General features: G+C 48.8%; 17 protein-coding genes. 9 read left to right on the plus strand and 8 right to left on the minus strand.

Translation table 11 applies throughout. From position 1 onward, the window contains the following. The first annotated feature begins 323 nt into the window (after window positions 1-323). From CRO57_RS25230 to CRO57_RS06125, 7 genes are all read left to right on the plus strand, one after another. On the plus strand, window positions 324-1,652 hold the full coding sequence (locus CRO57_RS25230) for a septal ring lytic transglycosylase RlpA family protein (protein ID WP_280176166.1): 1,329 nt from the start codon (window positions 324-326) through the stop codon (window positions 1,650-1,652). A 241-nt stretch (window positions 1,653-1,893) separates the two neighbouring features. Next, window positions 1,894-3,063, plus strand: a complete 1,170-nt coding sequence (locus CRO57_RS06100) for a D-alanyl-D-alanine carboxypeptidase family protein (RefSeq protein ID WP_097152428.1) — start codon at window positions 1,894-1,896, stop codon at window positions 3,061-3,063. Between the two features lie 45 nt (window positions 3,064-3,108). Then, entirely contained in the window at window positions 3,109-3,774 is a 666-nt protein-coding gene (gene tmk / locus CRO57_RS06105; protein WP_097152429.1) for a dTMP kinase, read from the plus strand. A 5-nt stretch (window positions 3,775-3,779) separates the two neighbouring features. Continuing rightward, a complete protein-coding gene (locus CRO57_RS06110) occupies window positions 3,780-4,847 on the plus strand; it encodes a DNA polymerase III subunit delta' (protein ID WP_097152430.1) in 1,068 nt (355 codons plus the stop codon). 192 nt (window positions 4,848-5,039) lie between these two features. Continuing rightward, window positions 5,040-6,599 (plus strand): methionine--tRNA ligase, encoded by a 1,560-nt coding sequence (metG, locus tag CRO57_RS06115; RefSeq protein WP_097152431.1) that lies wholly within the window; start codon window positions 5,040-5,042, stop codon window positions 6,597-6,599. Between the two features lie 37 nt (window positions 6,600-6,636). Then, on the plus strand, window positions 6,637-7,419 hold the full coding sequence (locus CRO57_RS06120; RefSeq protein ID WP_097152432.1) for a TatD family hydrolase: 783 nt from the start codon (window positions 6,637-6,639) through the stop codon (window positions 7,417-7,419). A 21-nt stretch (window positions 7,420-7,440) separates the two neighbouring features. Beyond that, window positions 7,441-8,259, plus strand: coding sequence for an MBL fold metallo-hydrolase (locus CRO57_RS06125; RefSeq protein ID WP_097152433.1), 819 nt, complete (start codon window positions 7,441-7,443; stop codon window positions 8,257-8,259). A gap of 821 nt (window positions 8,260-9,080) precedes the next feature. On the opposite strand, the gene CRO57_RS06135 is transcribed toward CRO57_RS06125, so the two are convergent. Next, on the minus strand, window positions 9,081-10,244 hold the full coding sequence (locus CRO57_RS06135) for an NAD(P)/FAD-dependent oxidoreductase (RefSeq protein ID WP_170955969.1): 1,164 nt from the start codon (window positions 10,242-10,244) through the stop codon (window positions 9,081-9,083). 72 nt (window positions 10,245-10,316) lie between these two features. Here CRO57_RS06135 and mnmC2 point away from each other — a divergent pair, with 72 nt between their 5' ends. Together mnmC2 and mazG are read left to right on the plus strand one after the other, a co-directional pair. Continuing rightward, the gene (gene mnmC2, locus CRO57_RS06140) at window positions 10,317-11,108 is read left to right on the plus strand and encodes a tRNA (5-methylaminomethyl-2-thiouridine)(34)-methyltransferase MnmC2 (protein WP_097152436.1); all 792 of its coding nucleotides are present in this window, start codon (window positions 10,317-10,319) and stop codon (window positions 11,106-11,108) included. A gap of 65 nt (window positions 11,109-11,173) precedes the next feature. After that, on the plus strand, window positions 11,174-12,019 hold the full coding sequence (mazG, locus tag CRO57_RS06145; protein WP_097153240.1) for a nucleoside triphosphate pyrophosphohydrolase: 846 nt from the start codon (window positions 11,174-11,176) through the stop codon (window positions 12,017-12,019). On the opposite strand, the gene CRO57_RS06150 is transcribed toward mazG, so the two are convergent. The 7 genes from CRO57_RS06150 to CRO57_RS06180 form a co-directional block, all read right to left on the minus strand. Next, window positions 12,008-12,283, minus strand: a complete 276-nt coding sequence (locus CRO57_RS06150) for an RNA 2'-phosphotransferase (RefSeq protein ID WP_244580021.1) — start codon at window positions 12,281-12,283, stop codon at window positions 12,008-12,010. The genes mazG and CRO57_RS06150 overlap by 12 nt on opposite strands. Before the next feature lie 52 nt (window positions 12,284-12,335). Further along, entirely contained in the window at window positions 12,336-13,739 is a 1,404-nt protein-coding gene (gene hflX, locus CRO57_RS06155; protein WP_425291267.1) for a GTPase HflX, read from the minus strand. After that, window positions 13,740-13,994 carry an RNA chaperone Hfq gene (gene hfq, locus CRO57_RS06160; protein ID WP_097152438.1) on the minus strand — a complete coding sequence of 85 codons (255 nt, stop codon included), beginning with the start codon at window positions 13,992-13,994 and terminating at the stop codon, window positions 13,740-13,742. It abuts the gene before it with no gap. Between the two features lie 324 nt (window positions 13,995-14,318). Beyond that, the gene (locus CRO57_RS06165) at window positions 14,319-15,779 is read right to left on the minus strand and encodes a TrkH family potassium uptake protein (protein ID WP_097152439.1); all 1,461 of its coding nucleotides are present in this window, start codon (window positions 15,777-15,779) and stop codon (window positions 14,319-14,321) included. 42 nt (window positions 15,780-15,821) lie between these two features. Next, window positions 15,822-17,198 carry a Trk system potassium transporter TrkA gene (trkA, locus tag CRO57_RS06170; protein ID WP_097152440.1) on the minus strand — a complete coding sequence of 459 codons (1,377 nt, stop codon included), beginning with the start codon at window positions 17,196-17,198 and terminating at the stop codon, window positions 15,822-15,824. A gap of 156 nt (window positions 17,199-17,354) precedes the next feature. Next, the gene (gene ntrX / locus CRO57_RS06175; RefSeq protein ID WP_097152441.1) at window positions 17,355-18,725 is read right to left on the minus strand and encodes a nitrogen assimilation response regulator NtrX; all 1,371 of its coding nucleotides are present in this window, start codon (window positions 18,723-18,725) and stop codon (window positions 17,355-17,357) included. 1 nt (window position 18,726) lies between these two features. After that, the gene (locus tag CRO57_RS06180; protein ID WP_210200769.1) at window positions 18,727-21,006 is read right to left on the minus strand and encodes a sensor histidine kinase NtrY-like; all 2,280 of its coding nucleotides are present in this window, start codon (window positions 21,004-21,006) and stop codon (window positions 18,727-18,729) included. Window positions 21,007-21,058: the final 52 nt, after the last annotated feature.

Genomic DNA, 21,058 nt, shown 5'->3' on the forward strand with positions numbered 1-21,058 from the left:
GTATTTTGCACACCAAATATCAGAATCTGTTACCCTGACCGCCAATAGAAGTCAGGGTTCAGACTTCCTTTACCATGACTGATGGAATTAACCATTTTTCTCTGGTAATTTGATCTGGATTCATGAATAACAATTTCTTTGTTGATAGAACACTATCGGATGAGACCGATATGTGCCTGAAGGTGTTGCAGTTGTGCAACCATCAGGCCCTGAAGATCTTACATAATCTGAAAAATCTTCCATAAGAGAAGATGCAGGTGAATGTAAAAGCTATTGCGATCTATCGTTTCTGATGTTTGGTAAAACATGTTGAAGCGACCGACATGAATGTAGTGAGTGTTGTCGGCATGACAAAAGCGGCGAATTGGAAAACCTCAATGGGCTACCACATGTGTTATCAAAGCGATATGTCCTTTGCTAAAAAGGGTATGAAGCTAATTACAGGCTGCGCGCTTGCAGCTGTTTTGACAGCATGTTCCTCGGGCGGTCCAGCTCCTTCTTCAGGCAAAGGCAAATTCGATCCCAAATACGGGGTGTCGGCCAGTGCTCGTGTTGCGAAATCAAGAAGCGAGTTTCGCAAAGGTGGGGGACATTACAAGATTGGCAAGCCATACAAAGTTGCTGGAAAGGTCTATCGCCCAAAGCATGAGCCAGGTTATAACAAGACCGGCAAAGCCTCATGGTACGGCGATGATTTCCACGGCAGATTGACCGCAAATGGCGAAATTTTCGATATGAACACGCTCACCGCGGCTCATCCTACGCTACCTCTGCCGAGTTACGCCCGTGTGACCAATCTGAAAAATGGTCGCTCTGTTATTGTTCGCATCAATGACCGTGGCCCTTACGCTCATAATCGTGTGATCGATCTTTCCAAGCGCGTAGCTGAAGTTCTCGCCTTTAAAAATGATGGCATCACCAACGTTCGAGTGAAATATATAGGCAAAGCGCGGATGGATGGTGAGGATGGTCGCTATCTGGAAGCATCATACCGTAAACGTGGTCAACCTATTGGCGATGACTTCCGCGCTGTCCCCAAAGAGGGACAAGAGCGCCGTATGGCAGCTCCAGTGATGGTGGCCTCGAACACTCAGACCACTTTGACGCCAAATAGCCAGCGCAAGAGCCGAACAAATTATCTACTAGCTCATGTGCCAACACTTCAGGCATCCATGGTTTCACCCAATCCTGCGCAACTTGCCAGACCAGCCAATGCGGGTTGGGCACCTATTGATCTGGTAGGCGATGGCTACCATCCGCCGAAAGCTGCTGTAAAAAAGACAACTTACAAACTGGCACAGGCATATCCTGTTTCGCTCAATTATGCGCCGTCCTTTTCCAAAAACCGCATGTCATCAGGACATGATGCAATTGCAGACCTCTTTTCTTCGACTGAAATGAAGTCCAGTGGTTTGAGATCAGCACTAATTCATAAGGCCAGTCGAATTTCCGAACTCAAGCGCAATACAAGAGTGATCGGTGCATTCAAACCAGCCTATGCCAAGCGTTTGGCTCGAGAATTTGCAGCATTGGCAGCTATTGATATGGAAATGATAGAAGACGGTTCCATGACATTGACCATCGCCAAATTAAAAACGGGCGTAACATGGAATGACATTCGCAATATGCATGAATCCTTGGGACTCCGCTGAATATGCAAGGAAGCTAATCAGATTAGCTTATGCGTATGATACATCTGAACTATCGCTTTTTTAAAGGAGAGTGCTTCACTCTCCTTTTCCTTTTGTCTCATCCGTTGTAAGCTGACCCTCGCGAACAGGCTGGATCAAGATGGGACAACATAATAATAGACCCTTTTATCAAGCATTTAAATCCATCAAAGGAAGACTGGCAATCAACTTGTCTTCGATATGAATTTTAGGAAATTGGGTTATGGATTCGTCCCGCAGACATTCTTTTCTCGTTTCATTTTTATTTGTTTTTCTTTCCTTCTTTCTCTCATTTTTTCCAGCTCAGGCCCAGATCTTTCAGACAAAAGCCAAGCAGGCCCTGTTGGTGGATTGGGATTCCGGGTCAGTTCTCTTCTCCAAAGATGCAGAAACAGCATTCCCACCAGCCTCATTGGCAAAACTGATGACACTTGAGGTCGTGTTTCATGCACTCAAGAATGGCGAATTATCCTTGACGGACGAGTTCCTTATCAGCGAGCACGCTTGGCGCACTGGCGGTAGTTCTTCAGGCGGGTCAACCATGTTCGCAAAACTGAATTCATCCGTTCCATTGGACGCATTGCTTCATGGAATTATTGTGCAATCTGGTAACGATGCCTGCATCGCGATCGCAGAAGGCATGGCAGGGAATGAAGAAACGTTCGCCGAATTGATGAATAATCGTGCCAAGGTACTCGGCCTGGGCGGGTCGCATTTTGTCAATTCCACTGGATTACCGGCTGAAGGGCAATATGTCACTGCGCAAGATCTGGCCAAATTGACCCAGCACCTGATCAAGGAATATCCAGAATATTATCAATATTTCGCAATCCCTGAATATACTTGGAACAAGATCACTCAGAAAAACCGTAATCCGCTACTCGGCCAAACAAAAGGTGCTGACGGCCTGAAAACCGGTTACACCAAAGCGTCCGGCTATGGTGTAGTGGCTTCCGTCCTTCGCAATGACCAACGTCTCATCCTGGTCATGAGTGGCATGAAATCCAAGAAGGAGCGTTCCTTCGAATCTCGCAAAATCGTCGATTGGGGATTTCGGGCCTTTGTCAGCGAGCGCATTTACGAGACTGACGAAGAGATCGCCTTTGCAAATGTTCATGGTGGTGATCAATCGCAAGTCATGCTCGTTAGCGAAAAACCGGTCAGTCTTTTCATGCCTCGCTCCAAACGTGGCAAGCTGAAAGGCCGTGTGATCTATCAGGGACCGATCAAGGCACCGATAGAAGAGGGGACCGAGCTGGCCACTCTCAAAATCTGGTCAGATGGCAAACTTGTTATGGAAACCCCGCTGGTAGCAGCTCATTCCGTTGGTCCTGGCACCCTGCGACAACGCGCGTTGGATGGATTGCATCATTTGTTGCTCGGCTGGCTCTAAGCGCTTACAACTGAGCACCTGATCAATTCAAACAATGAGTCGGCTATGGCCAAGGGCAAATTCATCACCTTTGAAGGCGGAGAGGGCGTTGGTAAAACAACCCAGATCCGCCTCCTGTCCAAGCGCCTGAATGCCGCAGGAATTGAAACTATCCATTCAAGAGAGCCTGGTGGCTCCGCTGGTGCAGAAGCAGTGCGCCATGTGCTCCTGTCTGGAATGGCGGAAAATATGGGAATGTCGCCTGCTGGAGAGGCCATCCTCTTTGCTGCCGCACGTGCCGATCATGTCGACACCACCATCCGCCCAGCTCTCGAGAAAGACACTTGGGTGCTGTGCGACCGCTTTATGGACTCCACCCGTGTCTATCAAGGTGAGTCTGACAATGTGCCCTCAGAACTGATCGATAGCCTTGAAAAGCTTGCCATCGATGGCATGGTTCCTGATCTGACGTTCATTCTTGATTTGCGCGCGGAAATCGGTCTGGCTCGTGCCCACAAGCGTCGACCAGACGGTGAAGAGGCTGATCGCTTTGAGCGAGAAACTGTCTCAGTCCATGAAAAGCGTCGTCAGGCTTTTCTGAAACTGGCTCAGCGCGACCCGAAACGCTGCAAGATCATTGATGCCAGCCAGAGCGAAGAGGAAATCGCTTTTGACATCTGGACCATCATTGAGCGCGAGCTGTTGGCCGACCAAACTGGTATTGAGGGTTAACACAGATGGCCCAACCTGATCTGGAAACCCCAATCTTTGATGCTCTGGATGGTTTGGCACCACCTCATCAGCAACAGCTTTTCTTCTCCCATCAGGAGCAGGAAAAAGCTCTTCTGAATGCTTGGCAGTCGGGGAAAATGCACCATGCTTGGATCCTGACAGGTCCCAAAGGAATCGGTAAAGCAACCTTCGCGTATCGCGCAGCGCGTTTCATTTTTGATAGCGGGGCAACTGGGGACGGCTTTGCTCTCATTCAACCAGCAGATCTTGCCATCAATCCTGAGAGCCATACCGCAAGGCAGGTAGCGAACCGTGCCCATCCGAACCTCTTGTCAATCGAACGACCATACGACCCTAAAGGAAAGAAATTCCGTACGGAAATCACGGTAGATGAAGTCCGAAAAACCGTACGTTTCTTTGGTTCGACTGCTGGCGAAGATACCTGGCGTGTTTGCATAGTGGACCCTGCGGATGATCTGAACTCCAACGCTGCCAATGCCTTGCTTAAAATTCTGGAGGAGCCACCGGTAAAAACTGTCTTTTTCCTCATTTCTCATGCACCAGGCAGACTGCTACCAACCATTCGTTCACGTTGTCGTCGTTTGCATTTTGCCCCCTTGGAAAATCCAACGCTCTCCAAAGCATTGACAGATCTGGAGATTGTCTCAGCCGATAATGTTGAGCAGATGAGCCAGATTTGCGAAGGATCTCTGCGCAAGGCTGCGGAATTACAATCAGAAGACGGTATGATCATGGTACATGCCTTTGAGCGGCTTCTCACTCCACCGTTCAAACCGGACTATGAGAGTTTGCATCATTTCGGTGATCTGGTTGCCCAGAGAGGCAAAGATCAAAATTTTGCTCATTTCTCCGATCTTGTTTTTCGCTATCTTACTCGTCAATTGCATGAGAAAAGATCAAGCGAGGCAGCTTCCAGTAAAAGCTTGATGGCTTTGGCCGATGCTTGGGAGAGAGTGGGAGAGACCTTGCGAGAAACGCAAATCTTCAATCTCGACAAGAAGCAAACTGCGATCAATGTCGTTCGTATGCTGGCAGAAGCATCCCGCGCATAAGAAGCAATGGGATACTCTCCAATGTGGGTTATCAGCCACTTTTCGGATCTCTAACGCGATAAAGGCTTGACCCTAACCTTTCGCTGCCCCAAAACCATGGCAACAAATGTTCATACCAATCCAATCGCATGAAGATAGCTGCGGCCTTCCGACCAAATCCGCGCTCCAACCTCTGCGAAAGAAGCGAGTCACATGGCAGATCAAAAGAATTTTTTCATCTCCACTGCAATCTCCTATCCCAACGGCGCTCCGCATATCGGCCACGCCTATGAGATGATGGCGACCGACGCTATTGCCCGCTTCAAACGCCTTGACGGTTTCAATGTGTTCTTCTTGACCGGAACTGATGAGCATGGCCAGAAAATGCAGCAAACTGCCGAAAAGCAAGGCATCACTGCGGCCGAATTGGCTGATCGTAACGCACCGGTTTTCGAGAAGATGGCCAAAGCGCTGAATTGCTCGAACAACGATTTCATCCGTACCACCCAGGCTCGCCACTATGAGAGCTGCAAAGCCATATGGAAAAAGATGGAAGAGGCTGGTGATATATATCTCGACAGCTATGCTGGCTGGTATTCCGTGCGTGATGAGGCATTCTATGCCGAGAGTGAAACCGAGGTCCGCGATGATGGTGTGCGCTATGGCCCTCAGGGAAGCCCGGTAGAATGGACCGAAGAGGAAAGTTACTTTTTCCGCCTGTCAAAATATGAAGATAAATTACTTGAATTGTATGAAAGCAAGCCTGATTTCATTGGTCCGGCAGAGCGCCGCAACGAAGTCGTTTCCTTCGTAAAAGGTGGTCTGCGCGATCTGTCGATTTCTCGTACCACATTCGATTGGGGTATTCCGGTTCCCGGCACCGACAATCACGTAATGTATGTATGGGTCGATGCGCTGACCAACTATATCACTGCTCTCGGCTATCCCAATGAAGATACGGACAATTTCAAGGCCTTCTGGCCGAATGCCATGCATATCATTGGCAAGGACATTACTCGCTTCCATACGGTCTATTGGCCAGCATTTCTGATGTCCGCGGGTCTGACATTGCCAAGTCGCGTTTTCGCCCATGGTTTCCTGTTCAACCGTGGTGAGAAAATGTCGAAATCCGTTGGTAACGTGATCGATCCGTTCTCGCTTCTGGAAGAGTATGGCCTGGATCAGACACGCTTCTTCTTCATGCGCGAAGTGCCTTTCGGCAACGATGGCAATTATAGCCACGATGCGATCGTCAATCGCACCAATGCTGATCTTGCAAACGATCTGGGCAATCTGGCCAGCCGGTCACTCTCTATGATTGCCAAGAACTGCGACAAGCAGCTTCCAGCACCTGGTGATTTCAGCGATGAAGACAAGGCTATTCTAGCACAAGCCGATGCGATGCTGGAAAAATGTCGTGAGGCTATGGATCGTCAGCGTCTGCATAAGGCGCTGGAGGCCATTTGGGATGTCGTTGGCGAAGCCAATAAATATTTCGCATCTCAGGAGCCTTGGGCACTGCGCAAGACTGATCCTGAACGCATGAATACAGTGCTCTATCTTACCGCAGAGCTTATCCGACAAGTGGGAATTCTGGCGCAGCCTTTCATTCCAGACTCCGCCGAGAAGCTTCTTGACCTTTTGGCCATTCCAGCGAACAAGCGCTCATTCTCCAACCTTGGTGAAGCCGGCCGCCTATCCACTGGTACGCCAATCGAAAAACCAAGCCCGGTTTTCCCTCGCTACGTCGAGAAAACCGAAGAAGACGCTTGATTTCGGTAACTTTGAGGGCATATAGGAGCCTGGAATCATGCTGGTAGATAGCCATTGCCATCTGGATTTTCCAGAATTGAGCGAAGAACTGGATGAAGTCGTCCGCCGAGCAGAACTGGCAGGCGTCAGCCATATGGTGACCATCTCGACACATATCCGCAAGTTTGATCAGATCAAAGCTATTGCGGAGGGTTACGATAATATCTTCTGCTCGGTCGGCACCCATCCGCACAATGCGGACAAAGAGTTGGATTTCAAAGCGGACGATATCGCCAAACTGGCAGAGCATCCTAAATGTGTTGCCATTGGTGAAGCGGGTCTGGACTATTTCTACGACAACGCACCACGTGAAGCACAGGCTCAAGGCCTGCGCGCACACATCGATGCTGCACGCATGACACAGTTGCCATTGGTCATCCATTCTCGTGATGCAGATGATGATATGATTTCCATCCTGAAAGAAGGAATGGAGCAGGGGGCTTACCCTGCACTGTTGCATTGCTTTTCATCGGGTCGAAAGCTTGCAATGGAAGCTCTGGATATGGGTCATTATGTCTCCCTTTCCGGAATTCTCACTTTCAAGCGCAGTCAAGAAATTCGGGATATCGTCGCTGATGTGCCTCTGGATCGTCTGCTTGTCGAGACTGATGCCCCATATCTTGCACCAATGCCATATCGTGGAAAGCGCAATGAGCCAGCTTATGTTGCTCATACCGCAGAGATTCTGGCTGAGGTCAAAGGCGTTTCAAAAGAAGAAATCGCCCGCATCACAACAGACAATTTCTTCCGCCTCTTTTCCAAGGCAAAGCAAGAAATATAACCATTGGGGAAGGGAGCTGATATGCCAACTGAGTCCAGGTCCAATTATCGCCTGACTATTCTCGGCTGCGGCTCCTCGCCTGGCACTCCACGTGTTGGCGGAGATTGGGGTCAATGCGACCCAAACAATCCGAAAAATCTGCGCCAGCGCTGCTCGGCCTTGTTCGAGCGTTTTGCCAATGATGAAGTCACTCGAGTACTGGTTGATACCGGGCCGGATTTCCGCCATCAGATGTTACAAGCCAATGTCGATTGGGTTGATGGAGTAGTCTATACCCATCCACATGCTGACCATCTGCATGGCATCGATGATTTACGTGCCTTTGTGATCAATCGTCGTGAGCGCGTCGATGTGTACGCGAACGAACTAACTGCGGAACGTATGCATGAAGCATTCGGGTATTGTTTCAAGACACCACCGGGAAGCTCATACCCACCAATTCTGAACGACCATCGTATCGATCACGCCCAGCCAGTCATTGTCGAAGGTCCGGCAGGCCATGTGGAACTGCTGCCATACCAACAAGTCCATGGCGATATCCATTCCCTTGGCTTTCGCTGCGGCAACATCGCTTACTCATCCGATGTCAGCGATCTGGAACCAGAAAGCATCGAGCTACTTTCAGATCTGGATGTATGGATTGTCGATGCTTTGCGCTACACGCCACATCCCAGCCATTTCAGTGTTGATGAAGTGCTGAGCTGGGTAGAACGTCTTGAGCCCAAACGCACAATCCTCACACATATGCACATCGATCTGGATTACGAAGCATTGCTCAAATATCTGCCAGACCATGTAGAGCCTGCTTATGATGGCATGACTATCAACTTCGATATCTGACGGTCGTCCAGTTAAGTTAGATATGCAGTATTCCGCCTATGGTTTCAAAGCGTCCACATGTGCGGCCATCAATGACTGACGAAAGCTAGGTTCACCTTAAATGGATGTCTGCGATGGATCATTCCCAATTTGCCGAACAGCGCAAAAAGATCGCTAAGTGAAACAAGTTCATCAAGCGATTAGTGATTTGAAAAAATCTCACACCAGTTGCATTTCCTTAACCATACGACGCTACAAAGTCACTTAGCATCAAACGTTCATCCAGAAAGTGTCCGTATAATTCTTGGTATGTGTTTGGACAAGGTAAGCAAAGTGCGTGCTCGATTATGCATTAAAAAATCTTATTATCTTGTTGTATTTGAAATATAATTCAATTCTCAGTTTACCAATATATCTATTGATATAGAGAATAAAAGTTCCATAATATAGATTATAGGACTTAATCTTGTAGCCGCAAAGCTAAAATGTCGCTCTCTTCTATGGCAGATGCAAATTAGGAGATATGGCACATGGGTTGGGTGGCAATAAGGCACGTGGTCGGCCTCCGAACAATCGGATTCATTCCTGCCATGCTGCGCGACTATATACTTGCCATCATCAAAGAAAGATATTCTGACTTTGGTTCGACGATGGCAAACGTCATTTGTAATAGCGTCCACACACGATTGGTGAATATGTTTTCACTTTGAATCAATTGTCTATCTGTAACGTCTGCATGAATAAGGCATCTCTGCACGCAGCAAAGTGCTTCGCAACGCGCATTTCTCCGCGGAGCGGCAAAACTGAGAGAGCTTTGATTAGAAGAAGAACGCTTGGTTCCATCACGTCTCTGACAGATGATGAGAAAGCTCAAAGGTCGGTGGAACCTCGAAACTATCAGGAAGCCCGCTCAGACGTTCCATAGCAATCTGTGCTATGTGATGTGCAATGCCGTAGGAGATCTTGAACCCACCAGTAGCAACGAATACTCGTTTGGAACCCGGCAGGAAACCAATCATGGGATCGCGTTTAATGGCTTTCGGACGGACACCAGCCCATCGATTAACAACTTCGGCACCGCGCACCGCAGGACAAAGAGCTTGTGCCTTCTCCCACATTTCATCACATATCTCATCGGTCGAAGATGGGTCTTGCCATTCATTTTCCGACGAGCTGCCAATTGCACAATAACCATGGTCATGGGGCACCACATAAAGCCCGCGATCATAGAGGATGGGTAGCCCAGGCCCCTGATCAGCTTTGACCAGCAAAGATTGACCTTTGACGCCCTGACCGAGATTGGAGCGATCCAGCATCGCTTCCAGAATGGGAAAAGATTGATAGCCTGCCGACAAGACCATCTGACCAGCTGAAATATTGGACCCATCAGCCAATGTGACCACTACGCCAGCCCCCTGCTCTTTTATTTCAATCACCTCACAATGTTCTCGAATGACGCCACCGCGTTTCACTACGCTTGCCTTCACCGCCGCACAATAAAGTCGAGGACTTGCACGAGCGGATAGATTGTCGAAGGCATAGCCTTCGGGAGCGAAATCCGGATTGAGCCATCCATCATAGTCGACCTTGCAGCGCAATTCATAAAAATATCCGGTCTCTGCCTTCTGCCAGACGCGTTCAGCCTCATCCGAACGGATCTGACTATGACCCTTCAGATTGGAATTGCTCAGCGGTACAATCCGTCCGCAGCGCTCATACCCGGTAGGAAGATCAACCTCTTCTTCAAGAGTTGCTTTAACTTTAGAAAGAGATTTCAATGCATTGAATTGAAATTCTTTTTTGACATTCCATCTGGCCGGCATATGTGGCATTAACGCACCAAGAAGACCAAAGCTTGCCCCCTCACCGGCACCGGCTCGATCGACGATCATGACTGAAAATCCCGCCCCTAAGAGAGCTCTTGCGATTGACAGGCCAAAGATTCCGCCACCAACAATCAGGCAATCGACAGCGTGTGAGGAAAGGCTGCTATTTGCACTTGGCATTTGGTCTTGTTCCATCTTAATTTAGCGTGAGATTGAGTGGCCGAACCCTAACTGATAGCAAAGGCATTTCCTATGGCCGAACAGGCAGAACTCTCCTGGCTGGACAATTTGACCCCCATATCCACACGCTTTGACGACAGCTACTATTCCCGCCAGAACGGTTTGGAAGAAACACGCTATGTCTTCATTGAAGGGAATGGACTTCCTGAAAAATGGAAAAAACAGAAATACCCGATCATCGGTGAGCTTGGATTTGGTACCGGCTTGAATTTTCTTGCCACATGGCAGGCATATATGCACCACCAGAACTCATCCACAAAGATCTCTTTAAATAAGTTACATGAGGATAACATAGCCGATTGCGCGCAAGAGGATGGCGCAGACGTGATATCAAGTGACCAATACCTGACATTTTGCTCCTTTGAAAAATACCCAATGAGCGCAGATGAGCTGACAAAAGCTCTCTCCCCTTGGAGCGAACTTAAACCATTCTCTGAAGTTTTGATCAGTCAGTGGCAAAACCTCATGCAAGGCTGGAACTGTCTCGCATTTGAACAAGCTTACCTGTATCTCTTCATTGGCGATGCGCATGACGGCCTGCAATCGCTACCAAAAGAATTATCTGGCCAGATCGAAGCATGGTATCTGGACGGCTTCAATCCCAAGACCAATCCGGATCTCTGGGCCCTGCCCCTGCTCAAGACGCTGTTGGAATCCAGTCAGCAAGGAGCAACCTTTGCCACCTATACCGCTGCTGGCTGGGTTCGCCGTAATTTACAAGAAGTCGGATTTGTAGTTTCCAAACGTAAAGGCTTCGGTCATAAACGTGATATGTGTTTCGGCATCAAACCGCAGCACGACTAACATCCAGCTCCCCTCGCCTGCGTAATTCCCAGATGGATCTTTCTCCCATGATATCAGATATGAAAATTGAAGCCTCGAACGACATTTCTATGCTGTTGGAAATCATGGCCAGATTGCGGGATAAGGATACAGGGTGTCCTTGGGATGTAGAGCAGACCTTTGCTTCCATCATTCCCTATACGATTGAAGAAGCTTATGAGGTGCAGGACGCTATCGAGCGAAATGATCTGGATGATATGAGAGAAGAGCTCGGAGATCTCCTCTTGCAAGTTGTCTTCCATGCACAAATGGCCAAAGAACAACAGGCATTCGATTTCGGAGATGTCGTCCACGCCATCACAAAGAAAATGGTCAGGCGCCATCCTCATGTCTTTGGAGATGCAGGGCAACGCGGTAAAGATCTTGTCAAAGGTGCATGGGAAGCCATCAAGAATGAAGAAAAGCAGGAACGCCAAGAACGCCGCACAGCACTAGGCCTTGTTGAAGGTGATGGACCAGGAGCATTCCTGGATGATGTACCACGTGGCCTTCCATCCATGAAAGCCGCTGTCAAACTTCAAAAACTAGCCAGCAAGGTTGGCTTTGACTGGAATGATCCACATCTCGTCCTGGACAAAATAGAAGAAGAAACGCAGGAATCCAGAACCGAGTTGGCTGAATTGCTAAAATCAGGCACTTCTCTTGATAGCGTAGAGATGAAATCGGAAATTGGCGATCTTCTCTTTGCTGTGATCAATCTCGCACGCCATTGTCACATTGACCCAGATGAAGCCCTGGCAATGACCAATCAGAAATTCCGTGATCGCTTCGCGCACGTCGAGAGCAGCCTGGAGAACAAAAGTCGAAGCCTTCACGAAGCAAGTCTGGATGAAATGGAAGAACTCTGGCAAGCCGCCAAATCACGGACCTAAATAGTTGGGCACCACTCGATCGGTCAGCCAGACGCCATTGTCCGAGAGATAGAATGCTTGTCCGTCTTTTGCCATCTTTCCTGCAGCAACATTCAATATAACTGGCGAGCCATGATGACTTCCAACTGTATGAGCTGTGTCCCTGTCCTTGGATAGATGCACAAACTGTCGACTACCCGATTTCAATCCCTTCTTGAAAACAGACGGGAGAAAACGACTGGCAGTTCCATGATAAAGGATGTCGGGTGGAGATTGCGGCTGCAAGTTCAGATTGACATTTCATTGACAAAAAGGGGCTTTGCGCCCCTTCTATTTTCTATATGACTCTGAAACGATTTCGGATCTCATCTTGATACTTCATCTGAATGCGAAGAGACAATCTGATACCTTCTTCTTCATCCTCTCGTGTCAATACATCGCAATGCTGATAAAGCCAAGCAAGTCCCTGCCCATCGGCATAATCCAGACGAACAGAAAGTAGATTGTCCTTCTCGGCCAATTTATCTTCGACTGCTTCAAGTAACAGCTCTTCACCTTCACCGGTAATTGCAGACAGCGCAATCGCTTGCATTTGCTCTGTAGCAAGGGAGCGCTGCTGCTGCCCCGCCAAATCAACCAAAGACATACGTTCCTCGTCATCAAGAAGATCAATCTTGTTCCAGATCTCGATCACACGTGGATCTTCATCCATCTTGATTCCAAGATGATCCAGTACGCTGGCAACATCTTCAGCCTGCGCAGCTGTATCTTCATGGGAGATATCGCGCACATGCAAAATGACATCTGCCTCAAGCACCTCCTCCAAAGTAGCACGAAAGGCCGCAACCAAATGTGTCGGAAGGTCGGAAATGAATCCCACCGTATCTGACAGAATGATCTGACGACCATGCGGAAGGCTCAAGGTCCGCAGGGTTGGATCCAGAGTCGCAAAAAGTAAGTCCTTGGCGAAAATATCCGCATCAGTCAAGCGATTGAAAAGCGTAGATTTTCCGGCATTTGTATAGCCAACCAGAGCGACGACCGGGTGTGGTACCTTCTGCCTGTTTGAACGATGTAGCCCGCGTGTTCGGCGCACTTGTTCCAGATCTCGCTCCAATCGACCGATCTTATCCTGCAAGGCCCGGCGGTCTGCTTCAATCTGGGTTTCGCCTGGACCACCCATGAAGCCAATACCACCACGCTGTCGCTCCAGATGAGTCCAACTACGAACCAGGCGGCCTTTTTGATAGTTCAGATGAGCAAGTTCGACCTGTAAGCGTCCTTCCCTGGTTTGCGCCCGACGGCCAAAAATTTCAAGAATGAGACCAGTTCGATCAAGGACCTTGCACTTCCATTCTGTTTCAAGATTGCGTTGCTGGATAGGTGTCAACGGAGAATCCATGATAACAAGCTCTATCTTGTCATCATGAATTCGATCGCCAATCTCCGCAAGCTTGCCTTTACCAATAAGGGTGGAAGGTCTAATGGTAGTCAGTGGGACCCGTAACACATCAACCACATTCAGATTGATGGCAGCAGCAAGACCTTTCGCTTCTTCAAGACGTGCCTGATCGCTTCGGCGAATGGGCTTGCCATCCCCTTGAGCAATTTTCTTGCCTTGTAGATGTTGCGAGAGAATGGGAACCAGAACCAATGCAGAAACCGCAACCTCCCCTCGGTCAATCAAAGGGCGATTGCGGCGCTTGGGCTTATCGCCCTCAAATTCTTCGTGGTCAGCCAATCAGCTATCGGCTTTCTCGGCGGTTTCTCCGCCTTCAAACAGCGATAAAGGGCCATTTGGCATGATGGTCGAAATCGCGTGCTTATAGACCAGCTGGGAATGTCCGTCACGGCGCAGTAAGACGCAGAAGTTATCAAACCACGTGACAACGCCTTGCAACTTGACGCCATTCACGAGAAAAATGGTCAGCGGCGTTTTGGTTTTTCTAACATGGTTGAGAAAAGTATCTTGGAGGTTCTGGGCGCGTTCTGCCATTTTTCCTGCCTTATTGTTTATCTGTTTGGTGTCAAGGTGAACCGATAATCATTATTGACCAGCAAATGCGGAAAGGCCAAGACGTGATTTCATAAATAGCCAATTAGGCTCGGATATCGCATTGATTGTCCACAAGTCAGCGTGAAATCGCGCGCCGCAAAGGTTAGGCATCAAAACCTACAAAATCAGATAGTCCCGACTAACCATTGGAATGTTCAATAATAAAAACTGATTCAGTACTCATCCCATACTAACTGAAATCTGATTGCTGCCAAGAGACCACATGCCTGTACCAACAAGAAAGCGGAGAGTTTTAGCCGCGATCTATCGGCGCCAGAAATTTATGTTGATCGCCCCAAGCAAAACTATGATTTCAAATCGGCCAAAAATCATCGTTATGATCAAGGCATACTTGGATATAAGCGATAACTGATAATAATCCGGCCAGGCATTCGTTGCATTCCAGCCTGCCGAATATAACGGTCCAATATTGGAAAAGGCGGAAATTGCCGCAAATAGAGCTCCATCAAAATGACCGATATCGTGACTTAGCACGACTGCTACGACAATAACCAGCAGGATGGAAAGCAGAAACGACGCCCAGATGGATTTCATCAACTGAATGGTATATTCCGTCTTGCCAAATCGTCCCCCTCGAATGGAGTGCGGGTAAATCAAACGACCGACTTCCCGCCCTGCCTGCATAAGCATAGCGCCAATCCGATAGAGTTTCAGTCCACCTGCCGTTGAAAAGGGTGTTGCACCTATCAGGGCAAGGCAAGCCACCAGCAAACCAGGAAGAACAGTCACATCAGCATGGCGAATTTCAAAGCCGGCAGTTGAAACAAGAGACACCGCTGTAAAGAAACCCTGACGCAGTGCTGACAATGGCGGCAATACGCTAGCACTACCAGCGAGGCGAAAAAGGGTGACGGAATAAAGAAGACCAAGACCTGCCATAAGGCCAAAGAGATAGTAGCTTTCCCGGTGTTCCGTCAGCATCTGCAATTTACCACGAACGGCCATGCGATGCCAAAAGATGCTGGTCGCACCAGCTATCATTCCCAAAGCAATAAGAAACTCCGCCCAACGATTGTCATAACTCGCCAAGGTTCCATCAATCGGCATGAAACCACCGGTCGACAGTGTGGAAAAGGCAAGGCACATAGCCTCAAAGGGAGGAATGCCGCTCAAGATGAGCAACCAGGCAAGTATCAGCGTCAGGATCGCATACGCTCCACCAACCTGACGCGCTACATAGAATGTTCGCCCGCTTTCTTCTCCAAAGGCCCGTTCCATCATGCCTATGTGACGATTGGGAAGCCCACCGACCCCATTGGGCGCCAGAATCAGTAAAAAAGTCAGAAGTGTCAGGAAACCACCAAACCATTGAAGAATGGATCGCCAGAATATGATGGCGGTCGGAACTTCTTCCAATGTACGAAACATGCTTGCTCCGGTGGTCGTCAATCCGGAGACTGCCTCAAACAAGGCATTGATGCCAGACAATTGCCCCGAAATCACAAATGGAAACGCAGCGACAAACGGTAGGCCGATCCAAACAAGAATACAAAGAAGATAAGTCTGAGCATTGACCAGTTCTTTTTCCTGCCCTCGCAAGGCAAAGAAGACGCCACCTGACAAAAAGCCGGTCAGTCCTGCGGTCAGCAGAAATTCCTCTGCAAGATCACTATGTCCGGCGCTGATTGCGATCAACGCTGTGGGCAACATGAGACTGCCAAGAAAACCGAGAATGATCGACAGAAAATAGAAAATGGCCGTCATGTGGAACTATGCTCCGGTCCAGAACCGAATGGAATACCCAAATCAGAAAAATTCAAAACTGACACGGAACAATGTTTCAACCTGTTTGACACGATCAGCCAACGCAAACAAGATTACACGATCCCCGGCCTGAATTTTGGTTTCTCCATCAGGCATGATGACATCACCAGATCGATAGATCGCCCCAACCCGAACCCCATCAGGAAATTCAACTGAACGTAACGGGCGTCCAACCAGTGGAGAGGTTTCCAATGCCTCGGCCTCAATACCTTCTGCTGCACCATCTTCCACCGCATGGACACCACGAATACGACCACGACGAACATGCTGTAGAATTTTGGAAATTGTAACTGATCGTGGATTCACATAAGCATCAATCCCGAGATCCTGAGCCAATTCTGGGTAATGTGCGTCATTCAACAAAGCCATGGTACGGCTACATCCAAGACGCTTGGACATGGCACAGGACAAAATATTGACCTGATCATTATTGGTAAGAGCAATAAGAGTATCGGTATCACGAATGTCGGCTTCCTTGAGAATTTCAAGATCAAGCGCGCTACCCTGCAATACAATCGTGTTGTGCAGATCATTTGCGACCTTGATTGCCCGCTCACGGTCTACCTCGATAATTTTGGCTTTCGTGCGCGTCCGGCGTTCTTCCAATGTTTTTGCTACATAGCGACCAATGTTACCGCCACCGGCAATGACCACACGGGCAGCCTGCCCTTCATCATGGCCGAAAATAGAGAGAGTACGGCGAACCTGCCCCTTGGCCACCACCAGATAAACAAGGTCACCTTCCAACATCTGATCATCAGTATGTGGAACAAACAGACGGGAGTTGCGACGTATACCGACCACGACGGCATGTAGATCAGGGAAAAGTTCAGACAATTGCCGCAACGGAGTATCAACAACGGGACACCCCTCATCACATTGAATTCCAACCATGATGACCTGTCCGTCAGCAAAACGAACCGTGTCTTCAGCGCCCGGCAATGCCATGCGTGAAAGCACCATTTCACCAACTTCCACTTCAGGGGAAATGATCACATCAATTGGCATATGCTCGCGTGAAAACAGATTGGCCCAGTGCTTTTCCAGATAACTCTGAGCACGAACCCGCGCAACCTTGGTGGGCACATTGAAGATGGAGTGCGCGACCTGACAAGCCACCATATTGACTTCGTCATACAGGGTCACTGCCACGATCATGTCGGCTTCATCTGCTCCGGCTCGAGCAAGAATATCGGGATGTGCTCCGTGACCGACATAACCCCGCACATCCAGCGTATCGCGAATAGCGGATACCAATGCCGGTGAGCTATCAATGACCGTGACATCATTTTGTTCAGCAGACAAATGACGGGCAATACCGTAACCAACCTGTCCGGCCCCACAAATCAATACCTTCATGAACTATCGCTCTTATTCTTGCAGTCGAACATTCGTCGACCCGATATCGGAGAAAGTCTGACTACTCTATCTCAAATGTAGCCGTACAATTGTGATTCATCTCAAACTAGCCACACTATCGCAAGCTATGGTCTTGAGCAAAAGAAAGAATGAAATTCAAACCACACCCAGAGATTTCAACTTGCGATGAAGAGCACTGCGTTCCATACCCACAAATTCTGCAGTACGAGATACATTCCCACCAAAGCGTGCTATCTGTGCTTTCAAATATTCTCGTTCAAACACTTCACGAGCTCTCTTTAACGGCAAAGACATGATTTGCTCACTGGCTTCGCCGCCCCCAGGGATACTAGGCGCTGTCTCGCCCACTTCACTTGGAAGAAGATCCGCAGAAATGATGGCATCATCGTCACCTTTGGTCAGGATCAGCAACCGTTCAACGTTATTCTTCAGCTGCCGTACATTACCGGGCCAATCATGAGCCTGAAGTATCGCCATTGCATCTTCGCCGATCTTGCGTGGAGGCAAGCCTGCAGTTGCAGCAAGTTGTTCCATGAAGTGCAGAACAAGCTCCGGGATATCCTTGCGACGGTCTGCCAAAGGCGGCACCGAAACGGGTACAACATTAAGACGGTGGAACAGATCAGATCGGAAGGTTCCCGTTTCAATCTGATCTTCCATATTTTGAGAAGTGGACGAAATGATGCGAACATCGACATGCACCGGAGCACGTCCACCAATACGTAAGAAGCTTTGCTCTGTTAGCACTTTCATCAATTTGGCCTGCAAGTCGGCAGGAATGTCAGCTATTTCCTCAATATATAGTGTTCCACCATGCGCTTCTTCCAGAACCCCAACCTTGCGTAAGCTGGTACCATCCGCTTCAGTGCCGAACAGTTCAAACTCCAACCCTTCCTGATCCCCCTGCCCACAGGAAAAGGTGACAAACGGATTATCGGCTCTATGAGAGCTTTTATGAATGGAGCGCGCGACAAGCTCTTTGCCTGAACCAGATTGACCAGAAATCAGAATGCGTGAGTTAGTTTGAGCTACTCTTTCAATCATCTGGCGCAGATGGTTCATAACAGAAGAAGAACCAATCAAACTGGTGGTATCCCCGGATCTGCTCTTGAGATCTTTTACTTCACGCTTCAGCGCGGAGGCTTCAAGCGCCCGCTCCGCGATCAGGATCAGACGATCGGCTTTGAAAGGTTTTTCAATAAAATCATAAGCACCACGTTTAATCGCCGCCACGGCCGTTTCGACGCCTCCGTGACCGGAAATCATGACAACAGGTAGATCTGGGTGTTTATGCTTGATCACTCCAAGAAGAGCCAAACCGTCCAGACGAGATCCTTGCAACCAGATGTCAAGGAAAACCAGCGAAGGCCTTCGTTGTTCGATCAGCTCCAACGCTTCATCACTTCCCGCCGCCATACGGGTCATGTAACCCTCATCCTCCAGCAGCCCGGCAACCAGTTCGCGGATGTCAATTTCATCATCAACAACAAGAATATCAGCTGCCATACTAATTCACTCCATTCTGGGACTCGGCTAACGGGCGCTCAAGGCCTGAATTATGGTCTTCATCAACATTTTGATCATTGGAAACGTTCGGGTCTTTTGGAATACGCATCTCAATGCAAGCACCTGTCTCGTGATCTGATACTTCACGCGCGTCGCGCAAATGGATGGATCCGCCGTGTTCTTTCAAAATCTTACGAACGATTGCCAATCCCAGCCCGGTTCCCTTGTCACGCGTCGTCATATACGGCTCCAGCAAGCGGGCACGATTGGCGATTGGCAAACCAATTCCATTATCGATCACTTGCAAGCAATAGGCCTCACCATCTTCGGCGGCACGTATAATGACATGCCCTTGTTCATCCTGCCGATCTTCGCGTCCGGAAATAGCCTCCGTGGCATTCTTGACAATATTTGTCACTGCTTGCGCCAAAAGGCGTTGATCGAACGATCCCGGCATTCTGTCCGGAATATTGGTTTCGAACAGAATTTCCTGATTGGCAACTTCGATCAAAAACACGGACTGCTTCACCAACTCCGACAAATCTGCTGGTTCGAATACCGGTTTCGGCATCCGAGCGAACGAGGAGAACTCATCGACCATACGGCCTATGTCCCCAACCTGGCGCACAATTGTATTGACGCATTGATCAAACACACGCCGATCATCCTCCTCCACTTTCTTGCCATAGCGACGACGAAGACGCTCGGCAGATAACTGAATGGGGGTGAGTGGGTTCTTGATCTCATGAGCAATTCTGCGTGCAACATCAGCCCAGGCGGCAGATCTCTGAGCACTGACCAGCTCTGTCACATCATCGAGTGTCACCACATAGGAATGGCTCTCCTGGTCAGAAATTTCGGACGTCACTCGAACGCGAAGCGTAAATTCGAGACCTTCACGTATGATGGCAACCTGCTCTTCCCGTAATTGTCCGGTATCATGCTCGGCTCCCTCCACCAACGGGGCAATTTCAGGCAGAAAATCAGAAAGTTCCGATCCAAGGAGCTCATGTTCTTCTTTCGCAAGAATTTTCTGGATCGAAGGATTTGCCAATGTGACCTTATGGGTTGCATCCACACCTAGAACACCAGCGGTTACTCCCTGTAACATCGCCTCTGTAAAGCGTCGCCGATCATCTATCTGATCTTTTGCAAGTAGCAACTCATCGCGTTGCGAGCGCAATTCGGTAGTCATGGTGTTGAATGTGGTATTAAGCGTCGAAAAATCAGCAGACGATTTATCAATAGGCAGGCGAACATATAGATCCCCTTGCCTTACTTTCTCGGCAGCAAAAATCAAACGTTTGATTGGAGCAACCAGACGATTGGCAAAACCGATACCAATCCAGATTGCAGCCAGCATGACTATCAAACCTGCTCCAGCATATAAAATTGCAAATGCAAGCTGAATATTTGATCGACTGTTCAAGAACGCTTGATATTCCTGAACATTTTCGGTTGTCATGCGAAGAAAGTTGGAAACTGCAGGGTCAATAACCCGCAATACAAACAGATAGGCATCATTAAACTCATCAAGCTTCAGAATACCAGCAACAAGGTTGGAATCTCCCAACGATATCAGAACAGGTTGCCCTTGTGCACGCTTGATAAGCTCATCAGTAGGTAAATCAGGGAGTGGTTGCTCCAAACGATTGGGCGAATTCACCAGCTGTTCACCGCGCCCATTAACCAGATATACATAAGGAAGCCCGCGAATATTGGCCTGCTGAATCAGTATGTTCTTGAAACGGCTCTCATCAAGAATAAAATAGGGTTCCGATTGGTTCAGAACCTGCGCCATACCCAAAAGCTCATTCCGCAATACCGTCGCATGTTCTCGGCGATAGGCCTGAGCAACAGTTTGCGATGTATTGATAATGGCCAGTGTTCGTGAGGAAAACCAGCGATCCAACCCGCGATCCAGTGTTATGGATGCAAAAATAGCCACCAAGATCGTTGGAACAGCGGCGACAAGCGAAAACAACAATACAACGCGAATATGCAATCTGGCTGCAGCACGACCACGCTTTCGGGCAACCAGAATAATCCCGGCTTCCCAGAGAATGGAAAGCAATAGAGCAATCAGGAACACGCCATTGACGATCAAGGCGTTGCGAATGACAATCTCATCTGGATCAATGGATGTCAGACCAAGCAGAATAACGAATGTCACAATCCCCGAAGCGACAGCCAGAATAACAGTCACCAAGCCTATCAGGCGGGCACGCCGCCCTGGTTCGGCCATCGACATCGTTTCATGAGGCTCATTTAGGCTAGTCATTCTGGTCAACAGCTCCAATCTGGCAGACAGGCAAATTCGGCTTGATTCTCGT

This window comes from Cohaesibacter gelatinilyticus, assembly GCF_900215605.1.
Classification (GTDB): Bacteria; Pseudomonadota; Alphaproteobacteria; order Rhizobiales; family Cohaesibacteraceae; genus Cohaesibacter; species Cohaesibacter gelatinilyticus.

Coding starts and splice junctions, on each gene's coding strand:
- CRO57_RS25230 (WP_280176166.1), top strand. CDS start 324: ATGAATGTAGTGAGTGTTGTCGGCATGACAAAAGCGGCGAATTGGAAA.
- CRO57_RS06100 (WP_097152428.1), top strand. CDS start 1,894: ATGGATTCGTCCCGCAGACATTCTTTTCTCGTTTCATTTTTATTTGTT.
- tmk (WP_097152429.1), top strand. CDS start 3,109: ATGGCCAAGGGCAAATTCATCACCTTTGAAGGCGGAGAGGGCGTTGGT.
- CRO57_RS06110 (WP_097152430.1), top strand. CDS start 3,780: ATGGCCCAACCTGATCTGGAAACCCCAATCTTTGATGCTCTGGATGGT.
- metG (WP_097152431.1), top strand. CDS start 5,040: ATGGCAGATCAAAAGAATTTTTTCATCTCCACTGCAATCTCCTATCCC.
- CRO57_RS06120 (WP_097152432.1), top strand. CDS start 6,637: ATGCTGGTAGATAGCCATTGCCATCTGGATTTTCCAGAATTGAGCGAA.
- CRO57_RS06125 (WP_097152433.1), top strand. CDS start 7,441: ATGCCAACTGAGTCCAGGTCCAATTATCGCCTGACTATTCTCGGCTGC.
- CRO57_RS06135 (WP_170955969.1), bottom strand. CDS start 10,244: ATGCCAAGTGCAAATAGCAGCCTTTCCTCACACGCTGTCGATTGCCTG.
- mnmC2 (WP_097152436.1), top strand. CDS start 10,317: ATGGCCGAACAGGCAGAACTCTCCTGGCTGGACAATTTGACCCCCATA.
- hfq (WP_097152438.1), bottom strand. CDS start 13,994: ATGGCAGAACGCGCCCAGAACCTCCAAGATACTTTTCTCAACCATGTT.
- CRO57_RS06165 (WP_097152439.1), bottom strand. CDS start 15,779: ATGACGGCCATTTTCTATTTTCTGTCGATCATTCTCGGTTTTCTTGGC.
- trkA (WP_097152440.1), bottom strand. CDS start 17,198: ATGAAGGTATTGATTTGTGGGGCCGGACAGGTTGGTTACGGTATTGCC.
- ntrX (WP_097152441.1), bottom strand. CDS start 18,725: ATGGCAGCTGATATTCTTGTTGTTGATGATGAAATTGACATCCGCGAA.
- CRO57_RS06180 (WP_210200769.1), bottom strand. CDS start 21,006: ATGACTAGCCTAAATGAGCCTCATGAAACGATGTCGATGGCCGAACCA.